The following is a 14,514-nucleotide window of genomic DNA, read 5'->3' as shown; positions in this document are numbered from 1 at the left end:
CGCTCTGCATCTGCATGATCACGAAGATCATGAAGCCGAAGATCAGGAGCCACGGAAGGAATCCGACGATCAGACCCCAGAAACCGGGAGGCTCCGGATCGATGATCACCTTGACATCGTTACTGAGGAGCAGTTCGGTGAGGGCCCCCTCGTACTCGGCCGGGTAGAGAACGCGGAACTCGGTCGGAACGTCCGGGACGGTTACTCCGGGGGCCAGCATGCCCTCGATGGCGTTGGAACGCTCGAGGATGGTCGCCTCGGCTACGGAGCCGTTCTCCACCAGTTGTTCGAATACGGTCAGATCGATCTCACCCGACTCGGCCGCCTGGTCGAGAAACCGCTGGCCCAGCAGCACGAGGGCCATCACCACGAGACCGTAGAGAACGATGGTGCGGGTGGTCTTGCTCAATTCATCTTTCCCCTGTTGCTGCCATGGCGCGGCGAGAGACCCGGTGAGCCCGGTATCGTGGCGTAGCGGAGGTTCGCGTTCCCCATCCTACGGTAGAAACCAGCCTATGACCACCCCTTCTAGAGGGAGTGCTCGTCCAGGACCCCGACGTAGGGAAGGTTTCGGTAGAGCTGGTCGTAGTCCAGGCCGTATCCCACCACGAACTCGGGACCGATCCGGAAGCCTACGTATCTGGCCTCGACCGGGACCCGTTGCGTTCCCTCCTTCAGCAAAAGCGTGGCCAGCTCGATGGAGCTCGGGTTCCGCAACCGGAGGGTTCGCAGCAGGTAGTCGAGGGTGAGGCCCGAGTCCACTATGTCCTCCACCAGGAGCACGTGGCGGCCGGCTATCTCCTCATCGAGGTCCTTGAGAATCCGCACCACGCCCGAGGTCTTAGTGCTCGAGCCGTACGAGGACACCGCCATGAAGTCGAACTCCACGGGGATGCTGATATGCCGGGCCAGGTCGGCCATCACCATGAAGGCCCCCCGCAACACCCCCACCACCAGCAGCCGCTCGTCGCGGTAGTCACGGGATATCTCGTCGCCCATCTCCTTCAGGCGATGAGCGATCTCCTCCTCGCTTATCAAGACCCGACCGGCTTCCACCTGTCCTCCCTCGTCGCCTCCACCAGGACGTACCCCATCGTATCCTCGTCGACCCATCCACGGTAAGCCCGGCGGACTCCGGGCACCCATACCACCTCGCCACCCACGGCCAGCACCGGCCATGCCGCCCGCTCGGCACGGGGGATGCGAGCCTCGGACAGGGCGTCCGCCACCCGCTTGCCTCCCCGGGCCATGGCGATCCGGTCATCGTCATGTGCCGGCCGGACCACCGCCTCGCCCCGGGGCAGGGCCCGGGCGTCGAAGACCTGGCGCCACCGGGAGAGGGGGAAGGCCTCGGGCCGCCCGGGATGCTCCCGGGCCTCCCAGTTCCAGGCGCCCCACCGGGTCGCTCTCCCCATCGACAAGGGCACGGACGGCGGGACGGCGGGAGGGTCCTGGGCGCCGACCATCACGTAGGCCCCCACGCGAGCCACCCGGTGACCGCCTGTGATGCGGCCCTCCTTGCCGTCCACGGCCGCCCTCAGCACGACCTCCACGTCGCGCCGGGCGCCCGGGTGTCCTTCGCCGAGCGTCCGGAGGGCCCTCCGGACGGCCCGGGCCGCCAGGGCCGGCGGAAGGGTACGGATCTCACCGGCCGCGACGCGCACGGATCCTCCCAGGCGCTCCACCTTGGCAGACGCGCCGGCCCGTTCGAGGAAGGCCAGGTCGGGCTCGACCAGCCGGGCCAGATCGGCCAGCCTCCGGCCGATGCCGGGGGCCAGGGTGCGCTCCCAGCCGGCCAGGGCGCGGCGGATCCTGACCCGCCGGTAGGAGGCATCCTGGTTGGCTGGATCGTCCGCGAACGGCAACCCCAGCAGGGCGGCCAGCTCCCGGGTCTGGGTCCGGGTCACTTCGAGCAGGGGGCGCACCAGGCCGGGACGGGACCGGTGGATACCCCTCAGCCCGTCCAGCCCGGACCCCCACAAGAGGTTTCCGAGGACCGTCTCGGCCTGGTCGTCGAGCGTATGGCCGGTGGCGATCCGCTCCCCTGCGCCCAGCTGTCGCCGGAGCGCCTCGTAGCGGGCCCGGCGGGCTACAGCCTCGGGCGAGCCCGGCCCGGAGGTGTCCACCCGCACGACGGTCAACCCCAGGCGGAGCCGGTCCGCAACCTCCCTGGCCGCGGACTCCATCCGGTCCGAGCCGGGCCAGCCGTGGTGGACATGAACGGCTCGAGGCCTTCTCCCGCACTCCTGCAGCGCCCACGCCAGGACCGCACTGTCGGCGCCGCCGCTCAGAGCCACCACCAACGGGTCGTCTCCGAGCGTCTGGCCGGCCAGGGTGGCGACCTCGGAGCCGAGTCGCTCTAGGCGACGCGAGCCAACCACGTCTCGGGGGCCTTGATCTCCGCTCTGGTGGGCAGCGTCTCGGGAGACTCCCAGGCCCGATTGACCGCCGCCCATCCGGCCCGCTCCTCCACCGCCAGGATGAACTCGCGCCCCTCGTCGTACTGTCGCAGCTTCATCTCCAACCCCGACAGGCGCAACAGGGCCGCGACCCGAGGATGGTGGCGGCGCCGGGTGAAGAGATCGGACATCCGTTTCCACGTGACGAGTTGTCGTTGCCCGATGCGGTCCATCACCACATGCCCGTGACCCTCCACCAGCGACATGAGCGCCTGCACCCGGTCAAGATGCTCCAACTCGGCGGGAGTGGCCATCAGGCCCAGCACCCCGGCCTCCCCCACCGGAGGTCTGCCTTCCCTGATCGCCTCGCCTGCCCGGGACAGCAGGATCTCCAGGCGCGACGGATCCTCGGGCGTGGACAGGGACACCAGACTTCCCGCCAGGCCCAGAAAGTACTCTCGAAGCCAGGGAACACCCACGAACTGGAGCCGGTGGGTGACCTCGTGAAGAGCCACCCAGAACCGGAAATCAGCGGGACGCAGCTGGAACTTCCTCTCCATCTCCAGGATGTTGGGCGCGGGCAGGCAGATCTGGTCCGCCCGACCGTCGGATGGCAGCAGCAGCTCGTACTGGCCCAGGACGCGCCGTGACAGCAGGCCCAGAACGGCGCCGGTCTCCATCGCCATCAGGAGCCCGGCGAGGCGGTGACCCAGCCCGGTCTCCTCGGCGTGATCCTCCAGCTTCTCCTCCACGGGACGCAGCAGCTCGGTGAAGAAGGCCAGGTTGCGCTCCACCCACGTAAGCCGGTCGATGACCGTGACGGTGGGCTCGCCCGGGCCGGAGAAGCCGGTCTCCTCCTCGACCATGGAGCCGGCCCGGTGAACCAGGGTGGGGGCCATCTCCTCGAGGGCGGCCAGGTGATAGGCGCCGGCCAGGGGATAGGCGCCGGCCAGGTAGCCGGCCACGCGCAGCGTTCGGGCCCGGTCCTCGGGTTGCATCAGGCCGGGGCCGATGAAGCCCGGCCCCATCGCGACCGCGCCGGTCTCACCTGATCACACGGTAGCGGTTCTTGGTGACCCTCACGAAGTACATGATGATGGCGCCCACCACCGCGGCGGTACCGAGTAACAGGGTGGCCGGGACCAGGAACCGGTAGGACCATTCGGGCTCGGGTGCCGCAGGCGGATCGTCGGGAACCGGGATAGCGGGCACAGGCGCATCCGCGGCCGGGGTCTCGGACTCCTGACCCCCGGCTGTGAGCGGGAAAGCAACCAGCCCGGCGCATACGACCAAACCCACCAGCAACCAGGCGACCGGCCCTGTAAGTGCCCTGGTAAGTACCGCTCCTGCCATGGACTCGATTGTACCAGCCTCACCCATGGAGACCCGCCGGCCGGATAGGTGGCTGCCAGCCGGGCGGGAGGTCGACGGGGAGGGGTTGGCGGAGCACACCTTCGGGAACCGGGCAGCCGGAGCGGATCAGCGCCAGGCTCCAGGTGGGCGAGAACCCCAGCACCGACCGGAGGAGCTTCACCGCCAGAGCACCGGCCGGACGGCCACCCCGACGCCGCCGGATGCCGAGCAGGCCCCTGATCCGGGCCGGAATCGTCGAGACCGCCCCGAGATAGAGCAGTCGGTAGCCGACCTTCTGTATCCGATCCAGCGGCGGGTCGGCCAGGAAGTCGACGGCGGCCCGCATCCCCGGCGACGGAGCGAGGTCTGCATGATCGGACACCCAGCGCGACAGCGAGTCCGCTTCCTCGGGTACGGGCTCAGCTCCGAGCATCCGCCCGATGCGCGCCTGTTCCCACACGAAGCGGTCCGCGTCGGTGGAGGTCAGTGCCACCGCCCCGAATGCCTGGTGGGCGGCCAGGAAAGAATCGGTCAGCACGTTGTGAACCCAGGCGGACAGGCCGGGAGCACCGGCCGAATAGGGCCGGCCACGGTGGGAGGTCCCCTCCACGCGGCTGTGAGCCCTTCTCACCGCCTCCACGGCACTCTCTACCTCGGGGCCGGCGCCGAACGTGGTTGCTGTGACGTAGGCGGAAGTCCGGGACAGCCGGCCCAGCGGATCGACCCGGTAGCGGGAGTGGTCCGCAACCCCGGCCACCACCTCCGGATGGGCGCTCTGGATGAGGAGTGCCCTGATGCCGCCCACGAAGGCGGCCACGTCCGAGATCACCGACCAGGATGCCGAGCCGGGACCGCACACGCCGGGGTCGCCGGGGAAGTCCAGGGTATGGCGTAGCGGGTACTCGATGTGGCCGAACGGACCTGTAGCCGAGGCCCGGACCCGGGCCCGCCACGACTCCCCCATCCTTCTCGAACGAGGTCGGGTCAGGAGTTTCGTTCCCGGATCAGGCGTCGGATGCGCTCCACCACCTCGGGTGGAGCATCGACGCGGGCCCGTTCGCGAATGAAGCGGCGCAGCCGCTTCTCGAAGTGGAAGGCGCGCTCGCAGTTCAGGCATCGCCTGAGGTGCAGCCGGATCCGGATCCTTCGGATGGCCCGTATCTCGCCGTCGAGATAGGAGTAGAGCCTGGTGGCGGCCCGGAAGCACGACTTGCGGTGCATCAATCCCCTTCCCCGTCGGGGGTGCGGAACCCCCGTTCCTCCGCGGTCTGCCACAATAGCTTCTGCAGCGCCCTTCGTCCGCGATGGAGCCTCGACATCACGGTTCCGATGGGAATCTCCAGCATCCCGGCGATCTCCTTGTAGGAGAATCCCTCCAGATCGGCCATCAGCACCGGCATCCGGTACTTCCGGGGAAGCTTGTCGATCGCCTGCCGCACGTCCGATCCCTCCAGCGCTTCGAACACCTCGTCCTCCGCCGAGCGCGCCGCTCGATTGGTCTCGGGCGTGGCCACCCGCTTGTACAGATAGAGTCCCTCCACCCCGTCCAGATCCACCTCGTCGGGACGGCGCTGCTGCTGCCGGTAGCGGTTGATGAACGTGTTGGTCAGGATCCTGTAGAGCCAGGCCCGCAGGTTGGTCCCCTCCTTGAAACCATCGTATCCCCGGAAGGCTCTCAGGAAGGTCTCCTGCACCAGGTCCTCGGCATCGGCCCGGTTGCGGGTCATGCGCAGTGCCGCCGAGAAGAGAGGATGTGCGTACTGCATCGCGTCCCGCTCGAAGTTCGCCCTGTCCGCCATCAGCCTCGTCCCTGGCTATCCAGCGCCCACGAGCGATCGCCAGTCTGACCTGGCGGCCGGGGAGGTCCCGCCTCTCGGCAAACTAACCGCGCCATGCATGCGAGCCGGAGAGGGGATTCGAACCCCTGGCCTGCTCATTACGAGTGAGCTGCTCTACCCCTGAGCTACTCCGGCTGGTCCGCCAATTCTAGTGCTGGAAACTCTCCACCTCATCCGCCGGCCGGCCCGTCCGGGTAGGCGGCTTCCAGCCGGCGTAGGTCCTGGTCGAGGGCGAAGCGGATGGACTCGTTGAGGGCCGGCACCGGGTCGGAACGTTCCATGAAGGGCCTGGGGTCGATCGGTGCCCCGACCACCACCCTGATCGGGGCGCGCCTTACCCTCATCCCGTCCATCGGCATGGCGTGCTGGCTCCCCCATATGGCCACGGGGACGGCCGGAACCGACGCCCGTACCGCCAGCCAGGCCGCGCCGGTCTTGAGCGGGACCTCCCCCCAGGCTGCCACCCGGCGGCCTTCCGGGAACACCCCGATCGGACGGCCCGACTCCAGGTGCCGGAGCGCCGCCCGCAACGCTCCGAGCGCCCGGCCGTCGGACCTAGGGACCGGGATGGAGTCGAAGATCGTGAGCACCGCGTCGAGGGCCCGGTGGACACCCCAGAGCTCGTCGAGCGCCAGGAACCGGACCGGCCGGCGCAGAGCCAGGCCCGCGATGGGCGGATCGAGTGACGAGACGTGGTTGACGACCGCCACGAACGGGCCCTTCGGTAACCGGGCGCGGCGGACGACCGAATACGGGAACCAGGCGGCCACGACCCTGGCCATCGGCCACAGCAACACCCAGGCGATCCTGCTGAGAGGCCCCCGGAGAGCGGCCGGAACTATGGGTCAGGCCCCGGTCGTGTGGGCCTGGAGCTGGCATAGGTGGTCGTCGGTGCCGAGCGCGATGATGATGTCCCCGGGTTCCAGAACCAGCTGCCTGTCCTGGTTGGTCAGGAAGGTCTCGCCGCGCCGGATCGCCAGGATGGTGCTTCCCGTCCGGCGCCGGATACCTGCTTCGCCCAGGGAGCGACCGGCCAGCTGCGAGCCCGGAGCGATCTCGAAATGCGCCATCCGCACCTCGAACTCGCCGTCTCGCATCACCACGTCGAGAAACTCCACCACCTCCGGCTGCGCCACCATCGCCGCCATGTGCGCCCCGCCGATCTGGTGGGGGTTCACCACCCGGTCGGCTCCGGCCTGGCGCAGCTTGCCGATGGCCGCCCGGTGGTTGGCCCTCGCCACGATGAACATCTCGGGGTTGATCGAGCGGGCCGTCAGCGCCACGAACAGGTTGTCCACATCGGAGTCGAGGGCCAGCACCAGGGTTCGGGCCCGCCCCAGCCCCGCCCGATGCAGGACGGCGTCATCGGTGGCATCGCCCTGCACCATCGGGATGTCGGAAGAGCCATCCGCGCGGTCCGGGAGCGAACGGTCGACGATGACCACCTGCTTGCCGCTCCGGATCATCTCCTCGCAGATGGCTTCCCCTACCTGGCCGAAGCCACACAGGATCACGTGGCCCTTCAATCGATCGATTCTTCGCCTCATCCTTCGCCTCCGGAAGTGTCCCGTAACCCTGGCCTCGAACATGGTGTCGATCAGCACTCCGAGGGTATACAGGCCGGTGCCGGTCCCGAACAGGATCAGGAGGATCGTGAACACCTCGTAGCGAGTGCTGAATGTGCCCAGCTCCCGGTAGCCCACCGTGGAGATGGTGATGACGGTCTGGTAAAGGGCGTCGAGCCATGGCAGGCCCAGCACGACGTAGCCCGTCGTGCCGAGAACGAGCACCAGGGCCAGCAGGCCCAGCCCGGCCCGGAAGCGCGTCCAACTGACCTCGCCGGCTTCGGGAGGCCGCATGTAGGAGGCGATCTTCATGTCGCCGTCAGACCTTGCGGGCCATCAGCAGGCCGTCGGCCACCGGCAGGAGCGTTACGTCCGCCACCCGACCATCTTGACCGACCTCGGCTGCCAGGTCCCGGAGGATGGAGGTCTGCCGGCCGGTGTCGTCCGGGTCGACCACCCGACCGCTCCAGAGGATGTTGTCCAGGATCATCAGCCCGCCGGAGCGCAGCAGGGACAGGCAGCGCTCGTAGTACCCGGGATAGTTCTCCTTGTCGGCGTCGATGAAGGCCAGATCGAAGTCCCCACCACTTCCTTCCCGGATCAAGCCGTCCAGCGTTTCGATGGCGGGACCGATCCGCAGATCGATCCGGTCCGCCACGCCCGCTCGCGCCCAGTAGCGGCGGGCCACGCCGGTGTAATCGAGGCTGATGTCGCAGGCCACCAGAGAGCCGCCGTCTCGCATCGCCCGGGCCATGCAGAGGCTGCTGTAGCCGGTGAACACTCCGATCTCGACAATGCGGGTGGCGTCCATGAGCTTCACCAGCATCCCCATGAACTGGCCCTGGTCGGGCGAGATCTGCATGTTGGACTCGGGTAGCTGCGCCGTCTCCTCCCGAAGATCGCGGCCCAGGTCATCCTCGCGGAGGGTGGTGGCCAGGATGTACTCGTACAACTCCGGCGAGATGTATGGGTTGCCGATGCTCATCCTGCTACCTCGTATCGCCTTCCTGGGTGATGTTAGGGCCGACCTGGTGGCCGGTTGATCAGTGGTCAATAATAGCTCATAGCAATTAACGACTAGCAACCCACAACTTCTACGCACCTTCGGCGAGGCGGTTGAATAGCCAGGTCAGCACCAGCCTGGGGCGCTGGTTCTGCCGGAGTTGGACGCCGGCATCGATCACCAACTCCGCCGAGCGCGCCGCCGGACGAGCCGGGACCTTCGCCAGCTCGGCCCTCGGCACGTCCGGGTTGCGGACCGGCCCGCCGTGCTGGACCGACGCCGCGTCCAGATACCAGGAGGCCAGCATGTCCAGGCCGGCCACCAGCAACGCCATGCCCGTCCGCCGCAAGGCGCGATCGTAACTGTCGCGCAACGCCTTGGGCACGGGGTCTCCGCGTGACTTGCGGGCCTCTATCTCCTCATCGCGGCGGGCCTTGATACCTGCCAGAAGGGGCGCGTGGGCTTCGAGCATCTCCTCGGCCAGCCGGAAGCCGTGGCCCGGCTGCGACGGGAGCCGACCCGGAACCGCCAGCCATGACCGCCGGAAGGCCGCCGCCTCGTCACTGTTCGCCAGGTCCAGGGCCAGACCCGGCCTTCCCCCCGCGATCCGGGCGATCATCGACGCCCTCTCCGCCTCCGCGCCCCGCTCCACGAGCGCCGCCGCCAACTCCCCCTCCGGCACCCGCCCGAAGCGGACCAGCCGGCAACGGCTCGCCACCGTGGGCGGGAGGTCGTCGGCCGATTCGGCCACCAGGACGAACACGGTCCGGGCGGGTGGCTCCTCCAACGTCTTGAGCAGGGCGTTGGCCGCTGCCTCTGTCATCGTCGAGACCTCGTCCAGGATGAACACCTTCCTATCGGACTCCACCGGGCGCAGGCTGGCCGCCGTGATCGCCATCCGGGACTGGCCGACCCCAAATCCGGCGCTACCCTCGGGTCCGATCATCACCACGTCGGGATGACTCTTCCGCATCACCCGATCCCTGCCGGCCTCCGACCGGCTCACCAGCTGCGCCGCGAAGGAGAGGGCCACCCTGGCCTTCCCGACACCGGACGGTCCGGTGAACAGGTACGAGTGGGCCGGCGACGCCACCTCTTCGCCCAGCGCCGCCAGGGTGGCCCGGTGGCCGATGATTCCAACGCCTTCGCCCAATCCCGGCATCAGCCTCCGACCCCCAAGGCATCCCAGGCGCGGGCGACCACCTGCTCCACCGGGCGCCCGGCGTCGATCACCACGAAACGACCCGGTTCTTCTGTGGCAAGCCTGCTGAAACCCTCGGCGACCGCCCCGAGGAACGGAGCCCCCTGGGCGCCGATCCGATCCGGTCTGGCCTGCCGCGCCAGGCCCTCCTGCGGAGAGACGGTGAGCAACACCACCAGATCGGGCCAGACTCCCCGCAGACCGGGTTGGTTGATCCGCCGCACGAGGTCCATACCCAGCCCCCGGCCCGCACCCTGGTAGGCGAGCGACGAGTACACGGAGCGGTCGCTCAGCACCCAGGCGCCCCGACCGAGAGCGGGACGGATCACCTCGGTGACGAGTTGGGCCCGGGCCGCGGCGAACATCAGCGCCTCCGCCCAGGGCGTGACGGGAGGCCCGTCCAGGAGTATCTGCCGCAAGCCCTCACCCACCGCGGTCCCACCCGGTTCCCGCACCCGCACCACCTCGTGGCCGGCCGTCTCCAGAAGAAGGGCCAGCGCGGCCGAGACGCTGGTCTTGCCCGCCCCGTCGATACCCTCGAGCGCTACGTAGCGGCTCACCGCGCTACATCCCCGCCGCCTCGTACCCGTTCAATCGCGGTAGCCGGAGTCGCCCCGCCGGCCCCGCATCGAGCCGAAGGCCCGGGACGCATCACGGATCGACCGGCGCACCTCGGGCGGGACATCCGGCTTGAGCAGAGCCGACCGGATGGCCAGGATCAGCAGCGAACCCGTGCCCAGGATCAGGACGCCAGAGATTGCGAACAGGTTCCGGATGCCGCTGTCGAACGGCGCGGGGAAGATGCCGTCGAGGGCGTTCGCCGCCACCACCGCCAGCGCGAACGAGGCCAGCATGGCCATGCGGACCAACGTGAACAGGGCCGCGAAGGTGCGTCCCCGAAGCGTATCGTCCACCTCGCCATGGAGGTGGGTGAAGCCGGTGACATAGGCCACGCCGGTCCCGATGCCGCCTACCAGCACCCAGCCTGCCGCTCCGCTGATGGTCTGGGCGAAGGCGGCCAGCACGATGGCCAGACCCGCCAGGCCCAGGCTCAACGCGTAGGTGAGGTCGTATCGGGTCCGGTCGGAGCTGAACACGGCTACCCCCATCATGCCCAGGCCCACCCCGACACCGAGCGCGGTGACCAGCACCCCGAAACCGGTGTCGCCTCCTCGCAGGACGGTACTGGCGAACGACTGGCCCAGGGGCAGAAGGGCGCTCCCGCCGAACAGGGCCACCGCCATCCCGAACACCACCCGGCGGACGGTACGGGTCCGGGTGACGAAGGCGAAGCCCTCGACCATGTCGCGCAGGGGTTGTGACCAGTCCCTCCCCGGCCGGTCGCCGGCGCCGCCCGCATCGGCGAGCGTCGGCTTGGGGATGGCGATGGTGGCCACGATCGCACCGGAGACCAGGAAGGTCACAGAGTCCAGGACGAAGGCCAGGTCGGGGGCCCGGTCGATCGGACCCAGCGAACCCACCAGGGCGTAAAGAGCGGCCACGCCCGACCAGGTGGCCGCGCCGATCGGAGCGGTCCCGTAGGCGGCGGCGGCCGAGAAGCTATTTGCCTTCACCAACTGTTCCGTGTCGACCAGGGTGGGGACGGCCGCCTCGCGCGCCGGTTGGCGAACCATGGTCAGGATCTCGAGGATCGAGGAGATGACGGCGATCGTGACCAGATCGTTGGCCAGCACCAGCCAGAGCACCACTACCGCGCGCCCGGCATCGGATGCCACCATCGTCCACTTGCGATCGAACCGATCGGCCAGCACGCCCGCCAGCGGGCCCAGCAGCAGGCTGGGGATGATCCGGCTCACCAGGGGGACCAGGACCGCGGTGCTGCCGCCGATGCGATCGGCCAGGGCAAGCGTGGCGAAGAACGTGATCCAGTCGCCCCACGAGGAAGCGGCGCTCGCCCACCAGAGCCTGGCGAAAGCACCTCTACGCAATAGTTCTATGGTCGTCCCTCATATCGTGTCAGGCCCTCCGAGTACGCTCGTAGCCGGTGGGCTCGGGCACTATCACCGGGCCAACCGGCCGTAGGGACGACCGGCCCGTTTTGACAAGCTCGACAGAATGAGGATATTAAGACCTAATGGCCAAGCCGCTCATCATCGTCGAATCCAACGCCAAGGCCAAGACCATCGGGGGCTACCTGGGGAGGGGCTTCCGGGTGGAGTCCTGCCAGGGTCACATCCGCGACCTGCCCGACCGCGCCCAGCAGATCCCTGCCAAGTACCGGGACCAGGCCTGGGCCAAGAACTGGGGAGTTGACGTAAACAACGATTTCGAGCCCCTGTACATCGTTCCCAGCGACCGGCGCCGGATCGTCACCAAGCTGAGGCAGGCCGCCAAGGAGGCGTCCGAGCTGTACCTGGCGACTGACGAGGACCGCGAGGGAGAAGCCATCGCCTGGCACCTCACCGAGGTCCTGAAGCCCAAGGTTCCAACCCACCGGATGGTGTTCCACGAGATCACGCCGGGCGCGATCAGGGATGCCCTGGCCAACCCCCGCGCCATCGACAGTTCTCGGGTCGACGCCCAGGAAGCCCGGCGGACCCTGGACCGGCTGGTCGGCTACGGCGTATCGCCTGTGCTGTGGCGCAAGGTCAGGAGGGGTCTCTCCGCGGGTCGGGTCCAGAGCGTGGCGGTGCGCCTGCTGGTGGAGCGGGAGCGCCGGCGGATAGCGTTCCGGTCGGCGAGCTTCTGGAACGTGGAGGCCCGGCTCGTCACCCTCGGGGACGAGGGTTTCCAAGCCCATCTGGTGGCCGTTGACGGCGTGCGTCCTGCCGGCAGCAAGGACTTCGACTCCGGCGGCAACCTCAAGTCCGCCCGGGTCGTGCTGCTCGATGAAGACCGGTCGGCCCGGCTCGCCGCGGCGGCCGAGGGCTCCCGGTTGCGGATCCGGTCGGTGGACCGCAAGCCCTATACCCGCAAACCCCAGGCGCCCTTCCGGACCTCCACCCTCCAGCGGGAGGCCTCCACCAGGCTGCGGTTCGAGCCCGGCCGGACCATGCGAGCCGCCCAATCCCTCTACGAGAGCGGCTACATCACCTACATGCGGACCGACAGCATCACCCTGTCCGAGACCGCTCTGACGGCAGCCCGCTCCGAGATCGCGAAGCGGTTCGGCAAGAACTACCTGGCTGCCGGACCCGTCCGGTACACGGGCAAGGTGGCCAACGCCCAGGAGGCGCACGAAGCCATCCGGCCCGCCGGTGACCGGTGGAGGACGCCCGAGGAGGTGGCGGCGCTGGTGTCCGACCGCGACCAGCACCTGGTCTACCAACTGGTATGGGCCCGCACCCTGGCCTCGCAGATGGCCCCGGCCCGGGGCGAGTCCACAAGGGTCCGGGCGGGAGCCACGCTCGATGAAGGAACGGACGTCGAGTTCGAGGCATCGGGCCTCACCATCCGGTTCCCCGGCTTCCTGAAGGTCTATGCCCACGCTGATCGGGAACGGCACCTGCCCCGGGTCGAGGTGGGCGACCAGGTCACCGCCCGGGACGCTCGCGCCAAGGAACACCGCACGGAGCCGCCGAGCCGGTACAGCGAGGCCTCCCTCATCAAGGAACTCGAGGAGAGAGGGATCGGCAGGCCGTCCACCTACGCCTCCACCATATCCACGATCATCGAACGCGACTACGTGTTCAAGAAGAGGACCGCGCTGGTCCCGTCGGTGACGGCCTTCGCCACCACGGTGTTACTGGAACGCCACTTCGACCACCTGGTCGACTACGGCTTCACCTCCCGCATGGAGGGAGACCTCGACAAGATCGCCCGGGGCGAGGAGCGAAAGGTCCCCTGGCTGAGCCGCTTCTTCCACGGGAACGGATCCCCCGGCCTGCTCGAATTGATCGCCTCGGACCGCGTCAAGGAAATCGACCCCCGCAGCCTCTTCATACCCGTCGGGGAGGACTTCACCGGCGCCGAGGTGGTGGCGCGGGTGGGGAGGTATGGCCCGTACCTCGCGAGGGGCGAGGACCGAGCCTCGATACCCGAGGACCTTCCGCCGGACGAGCTGACCCTCGAGAAGGCCCTCAGCCTCCTGGATGCTCCTTCAGGCGACAAGATCCTGGGCACCGATCCTGAGTCCGGCCTGACCGTCCTGGCCCGCAACGGACGCTACGGGCCGTACGTGCAGCTCGGTAAGCAGGTCACCGGATCCCGCCAGAAGCCCAAGCGGACTTCCCTGCTGTCCGGCATGGAGCTGGACTCACTGAGCCTGGAGGACGCCCTGCGCCTGCTCTCCCTGCCCCGCACGGTGGGGGTGCATCCCGACAACGGCCAGACCATCGTGGCGGGTCTGGGACGCTACGGGCCCTATCTCAAGATGGGGACCGAGTACCGGAACCTGGCTGACCAGGAGCTGCTCTTCGGGATCACCCTGGACGAGGCGGTCACGGTGATGAACCAGCCGAAGGCCCGGCGGGGCCGTCGGGCCGCGCCTCCGCTGAAGGAGCTGGGCAAGGACCCTGAGTCCGGGGGCGAGATGGTGCTCAGGACCGGGCGGTACGGGCCGTACCTCACGGATGGGATCGTGAACGCCTCGGTTCGAGAGAATGCCGTGGCCGGCCTGGGCCCCGAAGAGGCCGCCGGGCTTCTCGCCGCCAAGCGGGAGAAGCTGAAGAGCCAGGGCAAGTGGCCGCCCAAGAAGAAGCGCTAGACGCGTCGCCACCGTTGTGGCAGGTTGCGGAAGGCGACACCGAGGGCTAGGACCGGCAGCACCGTCGCCAGGATCCCTCCCACGTACGGAACCTGAAGGAGGATCACGAACACCAGCGCGGCCGCCACGAAAGACCCGTACGGTCCCATCCGGAACCTGGTCACCAGACCCCACGCCCACACGATCACCGGCACCGACCCCGAGATGAACGCGAGCAGGAACGCCAGGAACGCCGGAATGAGGCACACCAGACCCGCAATCACGGCAGCCATCACCACTCGGGGCGGCCCGGCCCAGATGGCCAGGGCGGGGACGGTCACCGGCAGGGTCAGGATCAAGAGGGCCACCACCCCCCGGACCACGATCCCGGCGGGGCGCCTCCGCACGCGTTCAACGCAGGCATGGAGCCATCCCGGCCGGAAACGGATCGCCAGCAACCCCATGGCCATGAACAGCAGGAAGATCACCAGACCTCCCAGGAGGCGTCCC

General features: G+C 68.6%; 16 protein-coding genes and 1 tRNA gene. 1 reads left to right on the top strand and 16 read right to left on the bottom strand.

Annotated features, from left to right (window positions below):
* From OXK16_05135 to OXK16_05065, 15 genes are all read right to left on the bottom strand, one after another.
* Positions 1–409, bottom strand: a 409-nt coding sequence (locus OXK16_05135) for a hypothetical protein (GenBank protein ID MDE0375332.1), incomplete at its 3' end; no start/stop codon positions are given.
* A gap of 119 nt (positions 410–528) precedes the next feature.
* On the bottom strand, positions 529–1,056 hold the full coding sequence (gene hpt, locus OXK16_05130; protein MDE0375331.1) for a hypoxanthine phosphoribosyltransferase: 528 nt from the start codon (positions 1,054–1,056) through the stop codon (positions 529–531).
* Positions 1,035–2,381, bottom strand: coding sequence for a tRNA lysidine(34) synthetase TilS (tilS, locus tag OXK16_05125; protein ID MDE0375330.1), 1,347 nt, complete (start codon positions 2,379–2,381; stop codon positions 1,035–1,037). The genes hpt and tilS overlap by 22 nt, the downstream gene beginning before the upstream one ends.
* Entirely contained in the window at positions 2,360–3,427 is a 1,068-nt protein-coding gene (locus OXK16_05120; protein MDE0375329.1) for a zinc-dependent metalloprotease, read from the bottom strand. The genes tilS and OXK16_05120 overlap by 22 nt, the downstream gene beginning before the upstream one ends.
* A gap of 16 nt (positions 3,428–3,443) precedes the next feature.
* Positions 3,444–3,752 carry a hypothetical protein gene (locus OXK16_05115; protein ID MDE0375328.1) on the bottom strand — a complete coding sequence of 103 codons (309 nt, stop codon included), beginning with the start codon at positions 3,750–3,752 and terminating at the stop codon, positions 3,444–3,446.
* A gap of 19 nt (positions 3,753–3,771) precedes the next feature.
* Positions 3,772–4,716, bottom strand: coding sequence for an oxygenase MpaB family protein (locus OXK16_05110; protein MDE0375327.1), 945 nt, complete (start codon positions 4,714–4,716; stop codon positions 3,772–3,774).
* A gap of 20 nt (positions 4,717–4,736) precedes the next feature.
* Positions 4,737–4,973 (bottom strand): zf-HC2 domain-containing protein, encoded by a 237-nt coding sequence (locus OXK16_05105; protein MDE0375326.1) that lies wholly within the window; start codon positions 4,971–4,973, stop codon positions 4,737–4,739.
* Complete coding sequence (locus tag OXK16_05100; GenBank protein ID MDE0375325.1) at positions 4,973–5,551, bottom strand: sigma-70 family RNA polymerase sigma factor; 579 nt, start codon at positions 5,549–5,551, stop codon at positions 4,973–4,975. Before OXK16_05100 ends, OXK16_05105 begins: the two co-directional genes overlap by 1 nt.
* A 102-nt stretch (positions 5,552–5,653) precedes the next feature.
* Positions 5,654–5,725 (bottom strand) — tRNA-Thr (locus tag OXK16_05095).
* Positions 5,726–5,760: 35 nt separating this feature from the next.
* Positions 5,761–6,387 carry a lysophospholipid acyltransferase family protein gene (locus OXK16_05090; GenBank protein ID MDE0375324.1) on the bottom strand — a complete coding sequence of 209 codons (627 nt, stop codon included), beginning with the start codon at positions 6,385–6,387 and terminating at the stop codon, positions 5,761–5,763.
* Positions 6,388–6,435: 48 nt separating this feature from the next.
* Positions 6,436–7,467 carry a potassium channel protein gene (locus OXK16_05085; GenBank protein ID MDE0375323.1) on the bottom strand — a complete coding sequence of 344 codons (1,032 nt, stop codon included), beginning with the start codon at positions 7,465–7,467 and terminating at the stop codon, positions 6,436–6,438.
* Between the two features lie 7 nt (positions 7,468–7,474).
* Complete coding sequence (locus tag OXK16_05080) at positions 7,475–8,140, bottom strand: class I SAM-dependent methyltransferase (GenBank protein ID MDE0375322.1); 666 nt, start codon at positions 8,138–8,140, stop codon at positions 7,475–7,477.
* Between the two features lie 109 nt (positions 8,141–8,249).
* The gene (locus tag OXK16_05075) at positions 8,250–9,320 is read right to left on the bottom strand and encodes an AAA family ATPase (GenBank protein MDE0375321.1); all 1,071 of its coding nucleotides are present in this window, start codon (positions 9,318–9,320) and stop codon (positions 8,250–8,252) included.
* Positions 9,320–9,919 (bottom strand): dTMP kinase, encoded by a 600-nt coding sequence (gene tmk / locus OXK16_05070; protein MDE0375320.1) that lies wholly within the window; start codon positions 9,917–9,919, stop codon positions 9,320–9,322. The genes OXK16_05075 and tmk overlap by 1 nt, the downstream gene beginning before the upstream one ends.
* Positions 9,920–9,949: 30 nt before the next feature.
* The gene (locus OXK16_05065) at positions 9,950–11,308 is read right to left on the bottom strand and encodes an MFS transporter (protein MDE0375319.1); all 1,359 of its coding nucleotides are present in this window, start codon (positions 11,306–11,308) and stop codon (positions 9,950–9,952) included.
* Between the two features lie 146 nt (positions 11,309–11,454).
* On the opposite strand from OXK16_05065, the gene topA reads away from it, so the two are divergent.
* A complete protein-coding gene (gene topA / locus OXK16_05060; protein ID MDE0375318.1) occupies positions 11,455–14,025 on the top strand; it encodes a type I DNA topoisomerase in 2,571 nt (856 codons plus the stop codon).
* On the opposite strand, the gene OXK16_05055 is transcribed toward topA, so the two are convergent.
* Positions 14,022–14,514, bottom strand: a 493-nt coding sequence (locus tag OXK16_05055; protein MDE0375317.1) for a hypothetical protein, incomplete at its 5' end; no start/stop codon positions are given. The two genes, topA and OXK16_05055, sit on opposite strands and share 4 nt — an antisense overlap.

This window comes from bacterium, assembly GCA_028821235.1.
Classification (GTDB): Bacteria; Actinomycetota; Acidimicrobiia; order Spongiisociales; family Spongiisociaceae; genus Spongiisocius.
Note: the sequence above shows the minus strand (reverse complement) of the source record. Positions and strands in the feature narration are given on the sequence as shown.

Excerpts from the sequence above, each read along its gene's own strand:
- OXK16_05120 (MDE0375329.1), bottom strand. The coding sequence starts at position 3,427 with ATGGGGCCGGGCTTCATCGGCCCCGGCCTGATGCAACCCGAGGACCGG.
- OXK16_05115 (MDE0375328.1), bottom strand. The coding sequence starts at position 3,752 with ATGGCAGGAGCGGTACTTACCAGGGCACTTACAGGGCCGGTCGCCTGG.
- OXK16_05110 (MDE0375327.1), bottom strand. The coding sequence starts at position 4,716 with ATGGGGGAGTCGTGGCGGGCCCGGGTCCGGGCCTCGGCTACAGGTCCG.
- OXK16_05105 (MDE0375326.1), bottom strand. The coding sequence starts at position 4,973 with ATGCACCGCAAGTCGTGCTTCCGGGCCGCCACCAGGCTCTACTCCTAT.
- OXK16_05100 (MDE0375325.1), bottom strand. The coding sequence starts at position 5,551 with ATGGCGGACAGGGCGAACTTCGAGCGGGACGCGATGCAGTACGCACAT.
- OXK16_05085 (MDE0375323.1), bottom strand. The coding sequence starts at position 7,467 with ATGAAGATCGCCTCCTACATGCGGCCTCCCGAAGCCGGCGAGGTCAGT.
- OXK16_05080 (MDE0375322.1), bottom strand. The coding sequence starts at position 8,140 with ATGAGCATCGGCAACCCATACATCTCGCCGGAGTTGTACGAGTACATC.
- OXK16_05075 (MDE0375321.1), bottom strand. The coding sequence starts at position 9,320 with ATGCCGGGATTGGGCGAAGGCGTTGGAATCATCGGCCACCGGGCCACC.
- topA (MDE0375318.1), top strand. The coding sequence starts at position 11,455 with ATGGCCAAGCCGCTCATCATCGTCGAATCCAACGCCAAGGCCAAGACC.